Genomic DNA, 14,398 nt, shown 5'->3' with positions numbered 1-14,398 from the left:
GTTTCACCTTACCTTTCGTGTTGAACTTCCTGCTCGAGTTGTTCAAAAGCACGCTGGTTCTTGATGTGGTCCCACTCATCATTCATGTGTCGTCCGATCCGATAAAGCGTCTCTTGCATGATCCGTTCACGTCGAAACGCTGACCGGATTCTTTGTTTGGGTGAGGATGCAGCTTTCTTCGCAAGCTTCTGAGGTGGCTTGGACGAATCACGCATCTCGGACAGGACGGCATTTCCCATCCGTGTGTAGAGATCCTGTTCTTTCGTCTTTCGATAAGCCGATGCTTGGGATGCCGATCCATAACTCCGCTCGTAGAATGCGACCTCTGTATCGAGTTGTTGTTTAAACTCGCTGTGCTCTTTCTCGAAGTAGGTCGCAAGATACGTGTCAGTAAATTGATTGAGTGAAGGACGCAGTTCGTGCATGCCGTTCATGTTGTAATACCACTGTCGCTTATCGTCCGGTAGTTGTTTCTGAATCGCTTTATACTGTCGTACGAGTTCAGGATGTAGCACGCGGTTCGAAACAGCTAGTGTTGAACGATTCCGTTTGTGCGCCAGAACCTCATCACGGATAAAAGCATTCAGTTTCTCTTGTTCACGTGTCCGGTCGGCAAGTGTATGGACGACTTGTGCCTTCATCTTCTCGATCGTTTTCGGTTTGCGTTTGCCGCGTTCGCGTGGATGCATCGTCTCGACTGTTGCGACATGAACATGGATGTTGTCCGTGTTGTAATGAATGGCAGCAGTCCATGTCGCGTGCAGCATCTGTTCTTTTTCGATCATTAAAGTGATAGCATTGCGAGTTGCTTGCATCAAACGTTGTTCATCGATGTAACGATTTTCTTTGACACCGACTTCCTGTAACCACGCCTCATCGAATGAGATGACATCTTGCCACAGGATGCTACCGTTCTCCTGTGCCCGTCGAAAGACTTCACGCAATTGCTCTCGTTGAATCGCACTCAATCGATTTTGCTTCGCTGTGAACAGACCACTCGATTTCAGTTCATCCTCCATATAATCGTGATAGTTCTCAAACTGTTGCGACCGTGCTTTCGTCTCCGGTCGATCGATGTAACTGAGGTACGTCGTATAGCGACGCGCACGTCGGATTGTTTGAGGGAGTTTGAACTTCGACTTGATGATGACACCAGGAACGTTAGTCATCCTGCATCACCTCACGAAAGAGTTTGGTCAATTGTTCAAGTTCTGTTGCACTCCGCTTTAGGTGTAACGTGTTCGCTTCGAGTTGTCGTTCGAGGCGCGCAACCTGTGTCGACTGGATGCCGTCTACGCACCAAGTAGTCAGTAATCCTTTCAATAATTCTTGTCGGGAACACATCTGTTTCTCCGCCTGCTCGTCGAGTTGTTTGACGAATACGGAGTCGATGTCGCGAATCAAGAGATCCATCTCTTTACCTCCTTCCTTTAGGAAAGTAAGTCTCGGCTTTCTAAAAAAATGAAATTCTTTCCGAACAATTCGACCGTTCTTCCTGTCATTAGAAGTGAGAAAGGTAATACTACCCAGAGGAAGAACGGAGGGAACTACATGCAGTCAATCATCGAACATAGTTATACACTCGGAGAAGCCTTGATCGTCTCCTTGATCATCGAACTCCTGAAAAACATGTATTCGAGAACGCGCACACGTGAATCTGATTCACCAAATATGAGTGACGTCCATTAATCGAATAAAGATCAGATGAGAGTGAATTAAGAAAATTTTCCATTTGTTGAAACCTCGCTCTCCCAAATCATGTATAAGGATGAAAGGGGGAATTGAGGATGACGGTTTGGGAACTCGCTTTGTTCGGATTAACCTGTAGCTTCGGTTCGTTTTATGTCATGTTTAAAGTATTTGAGACGTTTAAAAAATAATCATGGAGCGAATTCAACGAGCTGCGATGCTCGTTTTTTTATTCAATCAAACAGAAAAAATGAGTTGTCTCCAATCAAAAACTTAGAAACCGTAGAAACAGAGATGGACCTAAAACCGTGAAAAAGAGCATAAGGGGAAACTGCTATCACGCAGCGTGCTAGCCTAGGCGGAGCCTAGTGTTTCACTGATATCATCAAAATCGCGAAAAGGTCACACCCTGTGCCACCAAAAACGGCATTTTGGCACGGTGTGTGCCGCCTTACCATTTCAGTTCACGTGCTTTAATGCGCAACTGATCTTGTCGTTTCTCTTCTTGGCTGAGTTGTTTTTTTAGATCCGTTTGTCGTAGAAGTGCTTCTTCTTTGTTCTGCTTCAGATTGAAGATTTCATCCTCACGTTCGACTTGTTCGTCGAGTGTCAGGTCAGGTAACGTAGCTTTTTTCGACTCGATGTCCTGTTCGATTTGTTGGATGAGAGAAGCTTGTTCCATCTGTTCGCGCTTCATTTTCTTGATCCGTTTTTGACTTTGCACGTGCTCGTCAGTGAGAAAAAGTTGCGCATAGTCGTCCGCTTGTTGAATAGAAAGTGATGTCCTTAAGACACGTCGCTGATCCATATAGAGTGATTCGACTAGCGCATCTTCTCGCTTCGTAGCACTCAGCTTCTCGAGTGACTGTTGTGGTTCAATGACATACAAGCGGAGTGCTAGCTGATCAAAGTCGCGCGGTACATCTTCGATTTCGAAGACGTAGTGCTCGTCCTGGTGATAGACGACTCGGACGCGTTGCTCATCCGTCGGTCGTTCCTTGTAAGCTACGTGCGCGACAAGTTTCGTCGCGTAGTCTTGGGGTTGGTCGAACTGGAGGCGGACACGCATCTTCTTCCGTTGCGCATCATAAGACCAGTCGAAAAGCATGACAGTCTGTCCATTCGTCAATCGTTTTTCTTCACCGATTGGCGTCGCGTTGATCGGTTGTTCTTCGGCAAAGAAGAGGGAGGAAAAGCCGAAAAAGAGAAAACCGATCAAGAAGAATAGTCCTGTTCCGAGATACAGTCGCGACCAGTCACGGCTCAACGTCTTTCGTTTTCCTGAATGCATTCAGACACCTCCTGACGTTTGAAGACTCTTCATCTGATCGACGATGTATCGTCCGTCTTGATGTGTAAACGTCAGTTCGACCAGCTCATCGGATGTCTCTTCATAGCCGTTTGAATCGATCGTCAACGTTCGTTTGAATCGGACGAGACAATGCTCTGGGTCGTCACGACTCGGAAAGACTTCGATGTCAGAGACAGCGGCAGTAAACTTGCCATCGCTTCCGCTACTTGCGAACAAGGTCCGTTCGATTGACTCCGACATATACTGCCTGGCCTGTCGCTTACGCGTCGGATAGGTCCCGTTTTCCCACGTGAATGCGAACGTGATGAAGCGTTCCGCATTCTTAGAAATTGACGACTGCTGCTCTTGATCCTGTCCGTCAGTGGGAATAGGAGAGTCCATCGTGGTCGTCTCTGGTAACGAATCCTTTCTGTTTTTATCTACTGTCGTGTGCTCTCCATCTGATGCCGACGAACGGTATTGATAGAAGTTAGCACTGACAGAAAGTAACAGACAGAACAACACGAGCCACAGGAGATGACGACTTGTCAACGCCATGATACATCCCTCCTTAGCGAAAAGAGTGGTGCCGGATCAATGTGTCCGGACCAATCACTCGTCTTGAATTCGATGTGAAGATGGTTCCCGGTTGAACGTCCAGTCGAACCACATATCCCGATTGCTTGACCGGCTTCAATCTTCTGACCCGTCTTGACTTGGCGCGCGGAAAGGTGCGCGTAGGCGGTGATCCATTCTCCTTGTTTGATCTGAATCAGTTGTCCATACGGTCCGCGTAAGCCGCTGTAGGTGACGGTACCGGAGCGGACGGCGTGGACCGTATCGGTATCGTGGCAGCTGAAGTCGATTCCCGTGTGGACGTCCGTCTTTCCGAAAACGATCCGTGATCCGAACCCCGACGTCATCTGAAGCGGGATGTCGAGGGGGGCATGTAGCGTCCCTTTGATGGGTCCTGTCTTGCCTTCCGTCAGTACCGTCGGCGTCAGATACCGGAGAACGGCATCGACATATTCGATGTCACCGTAACAGGCTTGATGCTCGATTGCGCTCGGACGATGGCACTGATAGATGCTACTTTTCTTGACACGTTGGTACATCATCTGTGAAAAAGAAATCGCGAGTTGTTTCGTGTAGCGTCCACCTTTCTCTTGGACATAATCGATGAAGCCACCCCCGAAGTTGTAACTTTGGAGCGTCAACTTGACGTCTTGATTCGCTTGTCGGAAGACCGATGCGAAGTGTTTCACACCGTAGCGAATGCTCTCATCGGGAGAGGTGATGCAGCCGATCCGTCCGCACTTTGATTCACTGGCTTGCATCGGATCATTCCCACGTCCACCGCTTTCCTGCATCACCAAGGCGAGGACGACGTTCGTCTGTCCCTCGAGTTGTTGCTTCTTTAATTCGCGTGCGATCGTCTCGCGATATTGTAAGACGTCATCACTGACTTGTAGACTCGCGTCCGAATAAGCAATCGGTGTCTCGGTCGCCTGATCGTTCTCGATCCCGGTCAACGTATCGAGAATGCCTGCGACGATGATAATCAGAAGCAACAATAGTAGCGCGATACCAAGCGCAATCAAACGATATTTCAAGGTCAAGAGTCGCCACTTCATCCGGACGGCGACGCGTGCCGATTGCCGGACCGTACTCCACATCAGGCACCACCTCCGAACAAGGTCAGCTCCTCGGGTGAGACATCAACATCGAAGATCAACGTCTTCACACCGGAGATACTAAGGACAATCCGACCAGTTTCGAGCGACGGAATCAACCGCGTCTCACTCTCGGTCAACTGACCGTCGAAGACGGTCTGGATCGTCGGGATGCTCTCAGCATCCTGCTCGCCGATGAACTTATACTGCGTCAGCTGGAACAGTGTCTTGACGTTCTCAGCGTTCTCCGACTTCGAACCGGTCGGGACGAAGTCCGTAATCAAGTGCGAGGCGAAGAAGATGCCGCCGAAGTATTTCCGCGCTTCGCGCATGAACTGTTGCAGATATAGAATCGCCGGTTGGGCGATATCGCGCGTATTGATCAGATGATGCGCCTCATCGATGACGATCAGATACTTGAAGGCATCCTCGATCAACAACTCGCCCTGGTTGTAGCTGCGCAGTTGTCCGGCACCGTTGAGGATCATCCCATCCCAGAGCATGTTCATCAGGTTGAAGACCTGTGCCTGAAAGATTTCGTCCTTTAAGTTCGTCAGGTTACGTAGTGGAAACGAAACGATCGCTTCCTCATCGAACCGCTCAATCGAAGAATGCCCGTCGAAGATATTGCCGTAGTTGTGGACGAGGTTCGTGATCGCGAGTTCGATGTTCTCGAGCCGTCTGACACGGTTTGTACTGATGCTCTCGCGGATCGTCGTCCGCGCAGCATCGACATACAATTCGGAGCGGACCAGCGCTAAGAAGTCGGAGAAGACCGGATAGGCGTTCGCAGGATGCGTCGTGATTGGCGCGTCACCGTCCTCATTCCAAAGTCCCTTCTCAAGATAGAGCTGACGGAGCAGAATCTCGAACTCGTTTGCCTCTTCTTGCGTCGCTGCCGGATTGATGTAGTGATAGAAGACAGCGATTTTCGATAGGTGTTGCATGAATGATAGAGCTTCGTCCGCAGAACCGTCGGCGTGCGTCACCGTCTTATAGACATGGAGCGGATTGATCCGTCCGGCGGAACCGTCGAGCGCAATCTCTTTACCACCCAGTTGTCGTACGAGGTCGGAGAACTCACCGGTCACGTCCAAGATGCGGACATGATTACCTTTGATCGCTTGATCGAGGACCGTCTTCTTGAGCAAAGTAGATTTTCCGGAACCCATTTTCCCAATCATCAACGCGTTATAAAACTTCCGTTGCTTATCCTTATGGAACAGGTCAAAGATGACACTCCCGTTCGTGTCGGTCGTCCCGTAATAGGTACCAGTCGGATCCTGTAACGACGTGAAGTGGAACGGATAACCACCCGCGATCGAGAGCGACGGAATCTCTTTCCCGCGACGCCGGTTCGGTAGTTTTTGCTGTTGCTCGTAGCTGAGGAAGAGACTCTGCCATTCCCATTCCTGTTCGTTCAGGAAGACGGCAACGCGGAAGTTTCGTGCTTCGAGTTCTTCCATCGCGTCCTGTACCTGACGTTCAAGTACGTCGAGTGTCTTCGCTTTGACGTAGAGTCGGAGATGCAAGTACTTCATCGTCTCGCCTTGCGTGATCTGTTCATAGAGTTCGTTCAGTTCCTTATACGTCTCGCGCGCATCAATCCGGTCGACATTATCTTTCGCATTCTCGAAGCGTGTATTCTGCTCGGCCATCGACTTATTGATCGTCCGGATCATCTCTCGCTTGTCCGCTGTTCCGATGTCGAGCGTCGTCAGGACACCGGGCAGGTTAAGGATGGGCTCGAGCCAGAAATCATAGACGGTCGACTGATACTTATAGACATGGAGGCAGGCGAGATAACCGTCACCGGTCCGGACATAGTTCGGTTCGAAGCGGAGTCCGCCTTGCGGCTGGATCGCTTGGACGAATGTCGGATTGTAGCCGTCCAGTTGTTTAATCGTCTCGGGATCTTGCTTCCGTAGAAAACGCGTACGCCACATGACGTCATCACTCCTTTCCGTCCTGGGTCGGTTTCGTATTCGGGTTGTGCAGTTGGAACAATACATGGATTTTCTGTTCTAGCGTCAGTTCGACCATCGGGTTGCTGCGTCGAAGGAGTTTCGTCAATTGATGCTTCCGTTCGCGGAGCATTGCCTCGTCCGGAGCATAAAAAAAGAGGAGATAATCGCGATTCGTGCGATGCTCCTCGAGGTAGATCAGTTCTTGTTTCTTTTTTTGAAGAAACGGACGATAGGCGGCAATCTGATTCTGTCGCAGCTGTCGTTCGATTCGTTGTTTCTGTTTTTCTAGATTAAGCGGTGTATTGAGTGGAATGACCTTCAATGGATGGACATACGCCTGTAAGAGATAGGCGAGGGAGAAGATGTCATGGTCCTTCTCCGTCTCAGATAGTCCGTAAATATCTTTTGAAGTCAGTTGAATGATGTCGCAAAACGTCCCATCCTGCATCTCGAAAACATCGAACGCTGTGGAGTCGACGATTGGCAAGAGGGAGGCGACAGACGGTGGGATTCGGACGCGCTTCTCCTTGCTTGCTTTCGGTGTCGTCAACTGGACCTCGTCGAGCCAAGTGATATCGGTCGTAGCACTCGTCTTCAATCGTGTGTCTTCTGATAAACTCATCTGATCACGCTCCTTTCGAAGATTCATTCCGGTCGGCCAACGCGATATAGGTGTCTTTCTTCTTGATCAGTGCGTAATAGAGCACGTGGACCATCCGCTTTTCCGGATTCGTCGTCGGTCGGATGACAAGGAAAAGTCCGAACCCGACGAGGAAACACGTGAACGGTAGATGCAAGACGTCCGGGATAAATGGAAGAGCGATCAACCGGACGATGATCAAAGCGACGAGAAATAGTAAATCATAGAGGTAGAGCATCTTGTTGATCTTGAGTTCGGTCGTGACTTCGTTCGGAATCCGGTATTGGCGCTGTTGCATGGTCTCACTCCTTTTTCGGGTCTAGACGCGGAACGTCCGTCGAGTACATCCGGGATGATTCCTGTGTCACGCGTGTCTGGGTTTGTTCAACATGTTTGAGTTCTTTCTGCGTTGTGGTCTCCAGTGTCTGATAGATCGACTTTCGCTGACGCTGCGTTCCGGATGACGTCTCCTGCGACGATTCATTCATGGATGGTGAGCCACTGGAAGAGCCAGACAAGGTGACGCTCGGAGACACATTCTCTGTTGTTTCCACAGAATGAGCAGACGCGCTAGTAGTCGTTTTGTCGAACGGTGTCGAATCCGCTGAAGAAGTAACAGGCTTACGATTTACTTCGGAAGTCTGTGGAGACTGTGATACTGGTTGTGAGGAGACAGACATTTCGGGTGACTTGAATGCATCAGTTGAGTTGGCATTTCTTTCATTCGTCGGTGAATCGGGAATCTTTGGTTGCGTAGCAGGTATTGTCGATTGCGAAGTCGATGGCGCAGGTTTTGCTTGTGAGACAGAGTCTGGACGATGTGGAACGGATTCCGGTGATGCTGTTGCAGTCTGAGCCTCTTGCGCCGTGCCATGCATTGGTATCTCAACTGACTCGAGTTGTTGATTCTCTGGCCCTGCTGGACGAGATATCCGCTCTTGTGCTTGTGATGGAATCGGAGCACTCTCAGACGAACGATCTGGACGACTCGCGGGTGTACCGCCATTCGGTGGCGGATTCGGTGGAAACTTCATACTTGCTACTTCCGAGACAGAAGGAGTGGCAGGGCGTGATGTCATCTTCATCGTCTGACCGGCGACACGAGCGCCCACTTTCGCGGTTCCTTTCCCGACGGCATACGCACCGAGTGCAACACCCCAACCACGCTTCAGACCGGCATCAATCCCGAAGAGACGTTCGACCATGTTTGGTCCATCAATCAAAGCGGCAGAGAAGGCGATCAACGCGATCAAATAGGCGAGTCCGTCCAGTGTATCGGCCAGGTATGCCGTTCCAATCGTATAGAGTTTGATCGAAACGAAGATCAGAATGATGACGAGAAAGGTGTTCAAGATGCTTTGAATGACCTTCTTCGTCTTTTGTCCGCTGTGTAAATCAGCGGGTGCCACTAAAATCGCCAAGACATAATTAAAAGCCAACTCGAACGAGAGTCGAGCCAGCTTGTAGGCAATCGAGAAGAGGGTGAAGCCCATCACCCCGAGCGTGACGAGGATTGTCAGCCAGTTAGGATGATAGCGATAATAGTACTGGTTGTTCCATTCAACACCGCTCTGATCTAACTCGGTTTCGGTCATTTCTTTCCCATTCCAAGCAAGCTTGTTCTGAGAAATATCTTCACCTTCTTTACTCAATCGATACTCATCGCTATCAAATACATCATTGATGTCTATATTCTTGATTTGGCTTGCTGGAACAGAATTTGGATTTTTAATTTTTTTATCTTTGAAAGCAGTTTTATCGTATTCAACTAAATCATGTACATTTTTTTGGAGCACTGATTGCGATAAAGTATGATCCTGATTTTCATATACTCCATCTTGATTGATGCTTGTTATAGCTTTGTCTGTGAATTCATTTGTCTTTATCATTGTCGGAGATAATAACCCTAAAACTAACAAAGTGATGAACAGATTAATGAGAAACCCTTCTCGATCAAATTTTTTCTGAAAAATCATCAAGTAACCGGTAAATAAAAAGCTCCCAGCTAAAATGACATATAAAAAAGGTTGAATCGTCTGAACGAATTCAACCACTTGAGGATTATTAAAGAATGATTTTATGAGGAGGATGTCATTTGTAATCTGTTCAAGACCATCGATGATGAAGGAGAGACCTCTAACGAAAAGCCAACCAATAGAACGAAGCGCATCTCTCACCAAATCACTGATGTTCAGTAAGTCTTGAAATTCCTCCAGTTTGGATGCTATATCTCCATTAGCCATGATGGTCCTCCCTTCTCTGTCTGCTTTTAGTCAATAAAAGAGGTTACTTCATCTTCGAGTGCCTTGTCATCTAACGCAGTGAGATCGAGAGAACTAACTAATTTACCATGTTCTAGTTTGTACAGACGACCACCCTTTAATTCTCCATGTTCATCTGTAGCACGGTCTTCTAGATCTTTCCCGTTAGGTTGAAAAGGATTAAATAATTTTACTTGTATGTCCTCTTTCTCAGCGATGTCCTTCACTTTATCTACATAAGGCTCAAATTCTGCTTTACTGTCGCTATCAACAAGTAAGAAATTGCTTTGATCATTATCTTTTAGTTGATCAATTTCTTTTACAGAAACTTGTTTAAGAGACTTTGCTTCACTATTTTCACTACAACCGACTAAAAGTAACGCAGAGGAAATCAACAGTCCGGAGAGTACTCGTTTCGCTTGCATGCCTCCACCCCTTTTCCTATGATGACACCTGTTCCGGATCCGTTAGATCGCCATTACTGACGTGGACCCGAAAATCGAATGTGTCTATAAGCGTAACAGTTTTTCGGTCGCCTGAGTCTGGGTCTTCTTCCTCAAATACGACTAAAAAGCCATCTTTGGTTTGGATGTTTAATACTTCACCACGACGGAGGCGATTCTTGTTCTCCTTGATGATGGTCGCGATGACCCGGAGTTCGCGCTGGACGCGTTCGGTGCGTGTCAGTTCTGTCATATGATGCCCTCCTTAGACGCCATGACGAAGTTTCTCGAGTCGTTTGCTGATGATCGTCTTCAAAAAGTGACGTTGGTTGTCGGTCACAGGAATCGTCTTATCCATGATGCCTTGCTCGAACGCCGTGATGGATAGGGTGTCGTATTCCGTCGTCTCGAAGATCGAGCGTAGGATTTTTGGTTGCAGGACATCACAGACACGCCATTCTGTTGCAACAGATGTCTCCTCATCCGTCTCAACGTGCTTCGATGCCACTGAGGGACCGAGTTGGAACGGGATTCGGAGTGTATTCAAGTCAAGATGGGCATGTGCGCATGGAATCACGAGATCGTTGATGGAACGTTCTGTATTAAAGTCATCCGCTAAGTATTCATAGCGGTATTTCATCGCCGTCCGCCCAGTCAGGAAGAGGGGATAGGACTGGATCCGTTTCTGTTGTTTATCCTGTCGTTTGATGACACGGATGATCAGCATCTCGCCTTCTTTCAATCCCATCACTTCTGTTGCCGTCAGCAAGCGCCGGCCATCGACGCTCTCCGTCTTCGATTTCGAGAATGAGAACGTCTGTCCGGAACGCGACTTCGTGACGATTGTTTGTTCGCCAAGCTTCTTCGAGATCAATTCTGCCGTCGACTCGTCTGCCGTCAACAAGTAGTGTGTATTCCCACAGTTCCCATCGATTGTTTTCCAATCCTCCCCGTACAGATTCTCCAGTTGCGCGTAAGACTGGATGACGAGGTTGAAGCGGATGTTCCGACCGAGACAGACGGTGATGATGTTCGCCATCCCTTCGATTGCTGGCATGTTCCCGAACTCGTCGAGGAGGAAGATGACCTGTCGTTCACACCGTCCACTCGTTGCTTGTGAGGCAACGCGAGCCAGTGATGTATAGACTTGTTTGACATAGAGCGAGGCGATGACGTTCAGCGTCGGATCATAGTCCGGGACAATCAAGAAGACGGCAACCGGACGCTGGTGCTGGCGAATCTCCCGGATGTCGATCGGGGCATCAGTCGTCCAGTCGAAGATCCCATTTGCTTTGTCTTTCCAACCTGAGAGCGTCATGGTGTACGTTTGTTTATTGATTTTCACTGTGATATTAGATCCGGCATCGAGAATTTCTTCGTGATGCAGTACGAAACTCCCGTCGTCGTCCGTCGTCAAGGCAAGCTGTTTCCCGCTCGGAAAACAGAAGGTTAGTCGTGACAAGGGGAGCGCACGTCCGCGGAACCAACGATTGAAGCCGATCAGCTTCATGTCGAGCGAGTTCTGTGCCGTCAGTCGTGCCGTCGCATCAAGGGTGAAGATGCCGAGCTTTGCGTTCGTGTTCGCCAGGATGCTGGCGCGCGTCTGGCCGCCGGAGAAATGAAGGGTCGCATACTGCATGCGTGCCGGATGATTCTCTGGGAACGACGAGAAGAAGGTGTCGAGTGCGGATTGTTCTTGTCCCATGTCATCTGTGACCGTCCGTGAGCCGAGATCAGACAGCATCAGGGCGACGTTATACATCGTGATCTTTTCCGGTTCGTATTTCGCCTGTTCACAAAGTCCAAGAATCAAGGCGGTACAGAGGTCCGTTGAGGAGTTGCTCCAAAATGGATCCTTCGCTTTCGGATCATGGTAGAGCATATAGGCGACCGAGCGGGCATACTGTTGGGCGAGAGAGTAGTTCTCGTCCAAATAGGCATCGATTGTCAGCTGTAACAGATTATAGGACATCGATTGGGACGGGTTCATCAGGTTCAGGACCTCGACTTGATACCCACGCGCCTCGAGCGTTTCTTTGGAGGCGGCGAACAGCTCGCCTTTTGGATCATTAATGATCAGGCTTGCTTGACATTCGGCACGACTGTAGAGATCGATTGTCGAGAAGACAAACGTCTCACCTTTCCCGGACCGAGTCGTCCCGATGACGAGATTGTTGACGGCACTGTCATCGATATAGAGGCGATCGCGATAACGTCCGACCGGGACGCCACCGGATCCGGTATACGTCTCTTTGCGGTCTGGCACATCCCGATACTGCTGTTTCAGCTCTTGGAACGTCGTGAAGCGGGCACTTCCTTTCTGTGCTGCCTTGAGATCACGGAAATTGAGCCAATACTTCAATAAGAGAAACCCTCCCAGGAGGAAGCAGACACCGAACAAAGCGAAAGCGAGGGAGGTCGACCAGGCGAGCGTCGTCCACCAACTCGGATCGTATTGAAGCGGGGAACCAGTCGTCAACTTCCCGTCCTGAAAGAGATTTTGGATGGTCTGCTGCAGGAACTGAAACGCGACATTGAGTACTAAGAACAATACAATTGGTAAAGCAATCAAAAAGGCAAGACATCGCCACAGCCAAGCGGAGGTAGCGAGGGAACGAAGTGAGAAGTTCATCATTATTTCAGTCACCACACTTTCATTAAAGAAGAGAAGAAACTTGTCTTTGCTTCGCTGCGAGCGACTCATTCAGCTTATCGAGTTCTTTTTTGTCCGTTTTCTCCGATAACTGTCGTTTTTGATCTTCAAGTGCTTGAATCTCTTCATCCAGTTGGACAAGTGTTACTACTTGCTGTTTCAGTTGTTCGTCTTGGATCATCTTGACGCTTTCTTGTGCCTTCGCCACATCTTTCAACGCGATGTAGGCACGTGTCTTCGCTTCCTTGCGCGCGGTCGTCATCTCGACGTCCGGGATGGAGACGGCACGTGTATAGTCTTTCTCTAGGATGGCGAGATCGAAAGCGCCTTCATCCGTCGGATGGACCGCTTGGAAGGCTTGCAATGTCTCTTGACGGTCTGTTGCGAATGGCTTCGACTGCATGATGATCGTCTCGACGTCAATTGGATCGTTCGTCACAGCAACGGCCTGATCGTAATCTTGCTTTTCGACATACTGCGTGACGAGAAACTGTTGTTGTTCGTTGCTCAATGACTTTTGTTTTTCCAGACGTTGCATGAGTGAATCGGTCTTGCCATTTAATGCTTCTTCATAAAGTGGTTGCCAATCCCCTGACGATGTTGCACGGACATTGTTTGGTGAGTCGGGCTGTGTCAGTTGAACGATGGATAGCGCACCGAGTAGTAAAAGACTCACACTACTGACGCCATAGACGAGACGACGCTGTCCTCGACGTAAGCGGGAGACGTGTGTCGTATCCGGATGTTGCTGAGTCGCTACAGTCGTCATCGTCTTATAGGATTCCGGTGTCAAACGTTCCAAGTTTTCGAGCAACAGGATCTTCTTCGTCGCATCCTCCTTCCGGATTCGGATGCGTGGGATCCTTTCTTTCAGCTGCAAATAAAGATTCGGATAGGTCGGATCACCAAACTGGAACGTTCCTTTATAGACGAGCTGATCGGCATCATCGAAGATCCGGAACTCACTCGCGAACCGTTCGTTCACTTGCTGTGCTTCCTGATGGACTTGGGTGGATAATAAAAGCGCCTCCTCATACGGGAGACGCTCGTAGTTCGGGAAAGCTTCTTTCGCTACATCAGTGAAACGGACAAAGAGCATAGATTTTCCTCCTTTGAAGCAAGACATCTTGTATGAAGGCAATAAAAAAAGCCATCCAGTTTGGAATGACGGTCTGTTTGATCGCTTGTTAAATTAGAATTTGATATTGTCGTTGACCATCTCAGCTAGCGTGACGGCGCCCATGATGATGATTAGACCGACGGCACCGCCAACGAGCCAACCAACTGCCTTCGATCGTCCACGATCCCCACCGAAGATGAAATAGAAGCCAGCAACTACGAAAGCAATTGCTGCCGCGATGACGGCCAGCCCCTGGAAGAACTGGAGCAAGCTCAGTCCTGTCTCATTCAAGCCCATGTTATTTCCTCCTCTCAATCCCGTGACAAGGTAACAGGCGATGTGACGTTCAGTTTCGAATCGAGTGCTTCTAAGATCAGTTCCTGGTTCTCCTGGATGACGAGCTGATGCTGGGCGTCGAGCCACTCCTCATAGTCTTTCCCTTGGATCCGGAGCAATTTCTCGGCAAAGGTCTTGTTCTGCTTCTGTTCACGTGTCGGCATGGCGTGTACACTCCTTCCTTGAGGTTGATGCGCAGCAGCACATCCTTAAGGACAGTCGGAGTCAAGCAAGGCGGTGGGTTTAGAGCACGTTCCCCCACGAACTCTGATATCCGGTACCGGATATCTGTCTAGGGTTTTTCGATGACCCTCAACGAATAGGT

Annotated in this window: 16 protein-coding genes; 1 reads left to right on the top strand and 15 read right to left on the bottom strand. The window is 49.2% G+C overall.

Annotation, left to right across the window (positions count from 1 at the left end; genetic code table 11):
- Positions 1 to 8: 8 nt before the first annotated feature.
- The gene (mobP2, locus tag P397_RS0100085; protein ID WP_028105229.1) at positions 9 to 1,169 is read right to left on the bottom strand and encodes a MobP2 family relaxase; all 1,161 of its coding nucleotides are present in this window, start codon (positions 1,167 to 1,169) and stop codon (positions 9 to 11) included.
- A complete protein-coding gene (locus P397_RS16900; RefSeq protein ID WP_035413937.1) occupies positions 1,162 to 1,413 on the bottom strand; it encodes a hypothetical protein in 252 nt (83 codons plus the stop codon). The genes mobP2 and P397_RS16900 overlap by 8 nt, the downstream gene beginning before the upstream one ends.
- 138 nt (positions 1,414 to 1,551) lie before the next feature.
- On the opposite strand from P397_RS16900, the gene P397_RS17870 reads away from it, so the two are divergent.
- Positions 1,552 to 1,689 (top strand): hypothetical protein, encoded by a 138-nt coding sequence (locus P397_RS17870; protein ID WP_156508413.1) that lies wholly within the window; start codon positions 1,552 to 1,554, stop codon positions 1,687 to 1,689.
- A 451-nt stretch (positions 1,690 to 2,140) separates the two neighbouring features.
- On the opposite strand, the gene P397_RS0100065 is transcribed toward P397_RS17870, so the two are convergent.
- The 13 genes from P397_RS0100065 to P397_RS16875 form a co-directional block, all read right to left on the bottom strand.
- Positions 2,141 to 2,980 carry a hypothetical protein gene (locus P397_RS0100065; protein ID WP_028105228.1) on the bottom strand — a complete coding sequence of 280 codons (840 nt, stop codon included), beginning with the start codon at positions 2,978 to 2,980 and terminating at the stop codon, positions 2,141 to 2,143.
- Positions 2,981 to 3,538 (bottom strand): hypothetical protein, encoded by a 558-nt coding sequence (locus P397_RS0100060; RefSeq protein ID WP_028105227.1) that lies wholly within the window; start codon positions 3,536 to 3,538, stop codon positions 2,981 to 2,983.
- The gene (locus P397_RS17510; protein ID WP_051523818.1) at positions 3,529 to 4,656 is read right to left on the bottom strand and encodes a lysozyme family protein; all 1,128 of its coding nucleotides are present in this window, start codon (positions 4,654 to 4,656) and stop codon (positions 3,529 to 3,531) included. The genes P397_RS0100060 and P397_RS17510 overlap by 10 nt, the downstream gene beginning before the upstream one ends.
- Positions 4,656 to 6,599: a VirB4 family type IV secretion system protein gene (locus P397_RS0100050; RefSeq protein WP_028105226.1), complete on the bottom strand. Its 1,944-nt coding sequence runs from the start codon at positions 6,597 to 6,599 to the stop codon at positions 4,656 to 4,658. Before P397_RS0100050 ends, P397_RS17510 begins: the two co-directional genes overlap by 1 nt.
- Before the next feature lie 7 nt (positions 6,600 to 6,606).
- A complete protein-coding gene (locus tag P397_RS16890) occupies positions 6,607 to 7,242 on the bottom strand; it encodes a hypothetical protein (protein WP_051523816.1) in 636 nt (211 codons plus the stop codon).
- Between the two features lie 4 nt (positions 7,243 to 7,246).
- A complete protein-coding gene (locus P397_RS0100040; RefSeq protein WP_026831506.1) occupies positions 7,247 to 7,558 on the bottom strand; it encodes a DUF5592 family protein in 312 nt (103 codons plus the stop codon).
- A gap of 4 nt (positions 7,559 to 7,562) precedes the next feature.
- The gene (locus P397_RS17505) at positions 7,563 to 9,503 is read right to left on the bottom strand and encodes a pLS20_p028 family conjugation system transmembrane protein (protein ID WP_051523814.1); all 1,941 of its coding nucleotides are present in this window, start codon (positions 9,501 to 9,503) and stop codon (positions 7,563 to 7,565) included.
- 26 nt (positions 9,504 to 9,529) lie between these two features.
- Positions 9,530 to 9,946 carry a hypothetical protein gene (locus P397_RS0100030; protein WP_028105225.1) on the bottom strand — a complete coding sequence of 139 codons (417 nt, stop codon included), beginning with the start codon at positions 9,944 to 9,946 and terminating at the stop codon, positions 9,530 to 9,532.
- A 16-nt stretch (positions 9,947 to 9,962) separates the two neighbouring features.
- Positions 9,963 to 10,217: a hypothetical protein gene (locus P397_RS0100025; protein WP_028105224.1), complete on the bottom strand. Its 255-nt coding sequence runs from the start codon at positions 10,215 to 10,217 to the stop codon at positions 9,963 to 9,965.
- Positions 10,218 to 10,229: 12 nt separating this feature from the next.
- A complete protein-coding gene (locus P397_RS16880; protein ID WP_051523812.1) occupies positions 10,230 to 12,599 on the bottom strand; it encodes a VirD4-like conjugal transfer protein, CD1115 family in 2,370 nt (789 codons plus the stop codon).
- A gap of 22 nt (positions 12,600 to 12,621) precedes the next feature.
- On the bottom strand, positions 12,622 to 13,716 hold the full coding sequence (locus tag P397_RS0100015) for a hypothetical protein (RefSeq protein ID WP_028105223.1): 1,095 nt from the start codon (positions 13,714 to 13,716) through the stop codon (positions 12,622 to 12,624).
- A gap of 93 nt (positions 13,717 to 13,809) precedes the next feature.
- Positions 13,810 to 14,034, bottom strand: coding sequence for a TrbC/VirB2 family protein (locus P397_RS0100010; RefSeq protein ID WP_051523810.1), 225 nt, complete (start codon positions 14,032 to 14,034; stop codon positions 13,810 to 13,812).
- Between the two features lie 14 nt (positions 14,035 to 14,048).
- A complete protein-coding gene (locus tag P397_RS16875; RefSeq protein ID WP_035387525.1) occupies positions 14,049 to 14,237 on the bottom strand; it encodes a hypothetical protein in 189 nt (62 codons plus the stop codon).
- Positions 14,238 to 14,398 lie beyond the last annotated feature (161 nt).

This window comes from Exiguobacterium undae DSM 14481 (assembly GCF_000620805.1).
Taxonomy (GTDB): Bacteria; Bacillota; Bacilli; order Exiguobacteriales; family Exiguobacteriaceae; genus Exiguobacterium_A; species Exiguobacterium_A undae.
The sequence above is the reverse complement of the archived record's forward strand: the minus strand, read 5'-3'. Positions and strand labels throughout refer to the sequence as shown.